The sequence below is a fragment of the Streptomyces sp. NPDC006265 genome, from assembly GCF_040613555.1.
In the GTDB taxonomy this organism is placed as follows: Bacteria; Actinomycetota; Actinomycetes; order Streptomycetales; family Streptomycetaceae; genus Streptomyces.
The window spans coordinates 1-1,540 of sequence record NZ_JBEXSH010001371.1 but is presented as its reverse complement, the minus strand read 5'-3'; the positions used below and the strand labels follow the sequence as shown (position 1 = coordinate 1,540).

Here is a 1,540-nt window from a genome sequence, read left to right as displayed (position 1 = left end):
CCGGCCGAAACCCCGAGTACGTCCAGTACGAGGGCTTCCGGCCGGCACGCCGAGAGCACGCACCAAACGCCGCTCCTCAACGGGCAAACGTTGCCCGCCGCGGCACTAGCAGCCCTTCTTCGTCGTAGGCTCCGGCTCGGGCCTGGCCAGCATGGTCAGCGCCCGGTCGGCGTCCTGCTGTGCGGCCAGCTCCTTGAAGCCGTCCCCGATGAGAAGGTCGAGGGCGGCGCCCTTGCGGGCCGCCTCGGTACGCCGTTCGGCGCCCGGCAGCTGGGTGCCGAGCACGGGCAGCGTGGTGTCGAGGGCGGTGGCGGGGCCGAGGAGCAGGCCGGTGCCCTTGACCTTCTTGTCGTACTGCTTGGTCGCGTTGCCCACGTCGCCGATCTTGAAGCCGCGCTTCTTCAGCTCGTCGGCGGTCTTCTTCGCCAGACCGCCGCGGGTGGTGGCGTTGAGGACGTTGACGGTGATCGTGCGCGGCTCGGGCAGGGGCTTGGCGCTGGGCGAGTGGCTCGCCTTGGTCCTGACGCCGCAGTCCGTGCCGTCGCCGGCCGCCGAAGCCTTTCTGCCGCCGCCGGTGAAGACGTCGATGAGCTGCAGCGTGCCCCACCCGCCCATGCCGAGGACGACGACGGACGCGACGGAAAGGACGACGAGCCTGCCGCGCCGCCGCGGCCGGCGCATCTTGGGGTACTTGTTGCCCGTGATGCGGTACTTGCCGCCCATGCCGGGGGGAGTCAGCATGCTCATGAGCGCAGCGTAGTGCGCCCGGGCGACGATGCCTACTAGATGATCATTCGACGTCGCCCAGTGGAACCCGAAAGGGCCAACCCGCGACCGGCGGAGATCAGTCGAGCTCGAGCACGCGCGCGTGCAGCACCTGACGCTGCTGGAGTGCCGCCCGCACCGCGCGGTGCAGTCCGTCCTCCAGGTACAGGTCGCCCTGCCACTTCACGACGTGCGCGAAGAGGTCGCCGTAGAACGTGGAGTCCTCGGCGAGCAGTGTTTCCAGATCGAGCTGACCCTTGGTCGTCACGAGCTGATCGAGGCGGACCGGGCGCGGCGCGACGTCCGCCCACTGCCGGGTGCTTTCCCGGCCGTGGTCGGGGTACGGCCGGCCGTTTCCGATGCGCTTGAAGATCACACGGAAAGCCTACCGGTCAAGACCTTCCGGGCGCAGCCATGGCGGGCGAGTGCGCCGCTGAAAAAATCAACACAAGGCGGTACGAACCGGGAACAGGTGCGTGAATATGCCGGATCGCGAGACCATGCCGTCGGCCCCCGCTCCGGAGGTGTCCGCACGCGCGGCCGCCCTTCCCCAGGACGCCCTGCGCATCGCCTCCGGCTACGCCTTCTCCGGCCCGGCCCTGCACCTGGGGGCCCTGCTGTGGGACGGGCAGTGCCTGCCGGACGCACAGATCCGGGTGCCGGTGGCGATGCTCAACCGCCACGGCCTGGTCGCGGGCGCCACCGGCACCGGCAAGACCAAGACGCTCCAGCTGATCGCCGAGCAACTGTCCGCCCAGGGCGTGCCCGTCTTCCT

The 1,540-nt window shown here is 70.0% G+C and carries 3 protein-coding genes; 1 reads left to right on the top strand and 2 read right to left on the bottom strand.

Going from position 1 to position 1,540, the window contains the following annotated elements; genetic code table 11:
* Window positions 1–105: 105 nt before the first annotated feature.
* Together ABZ281_RS48980 and ABZ281_RS48975 are read right to left on the bottom strand one after the other, a co-directional pair.
* Window positions 106–723 carry a LytR C-terminal domain-containing protein gene (locus ABZ281_RS48980; protein WP_356665283.1) on the bottom strand — a complete coding sequence of 206 codons (618 nt, stop codon included), beginning with the start codon at window positions 721–723 and terminating at the stop codon, window positions 106–108.
* A 121-nt stretch (window positions 724–844) separates the two neighbouring features.
* Window positions 845–1,141 carry a type II toxin-antitoxin system VapB family antitoxin gene (locus ABZ281_RS48975; RefSeq protein WP_003999914.1) on the bottom strand — a complete coding sequence of 99 codons (297 nt, stop codon included), beginning with the start codon at window positions 1,139–1,141 and terminating at the stop codon, window positions 845–847.
* Window positions 1,142–1,247: 106 nt separating this feature from the next.
* Here ABZ281_RS48975 and ABZ281_RS48970 point away from each other — a divergent pair.
* Window positions 1,248–1,540 (top strand): helicase HerA-like domain-containing protein (locus ABZ281_RS48970; RefSeq protein ID WP_356665281.1); only part of this gene is annotated, 293 nt, incomplete at its 3' end.

Bases quoted from the DNA above. Each gene is read 5' to 3' on its own strand.
- ABZ281_RS48980 (WP_356665283.1), bottom strand. From the start codon at position 723: ATGGGCGGCAAGTACCGCATCACGGGCAACAAGTACCCCAAGATGCGC.